At 69.0% G+C, this 300-nt stretch carries 1 protein-coding gene; it reads right to left on the bottom strand.

Going from position 1 to position 300, the window contains the following annotated elements; genetic code table 11:
* A partial coding sequence (locus FAF44_RS54020) for a hypothetical protein (protein ID WP_237111232.1) occupies positions 1 to 300 on the bottom strand: 300 nt, incomplete at both ends.

Raw genomic sequence — 300 nt, 5'->3', positions numbered from 1 at the left:
TCGGCGAACGAGCCGTCGGCGTTGAGCACCGTGTTGGCCTGCGCCTTGACGTAGCGGTCTTCCTCGTCGGCGGTGAGGTAGTCGATCCGCTCGGTCACCTTGCCGTCGACGACCTTGCGGTACGGCGTCTCGACGAAGCCGAAGGCGTTGATCCGGCCGTAGGAGGCCAGCGAGCCGATCAGACCGATGTTCGGGCCTTCCGGCGTCTCGATCGGGCACATCCGGCCGTAGTGGGACGGGTGCACGTCGCGGACCTCGAAGCCGGCCCGCTCACGGGACAGACCACCGGGGCCCAGCGCG

The sequence above is a fragment of the Nonomuraea sp. MG754425 genome, from assembly GCF_021699195.1.
Classification (GTDB): Bacteria; Actinomycetota; Actinomycetes; order Streptosporangiales; family Streptosporangiaceae; genus Nonomuraea.
Note: the sequence above shows the minus strand (reverse complement) of the source record. Positions and strands in the feature narration are given on the sequence as shown.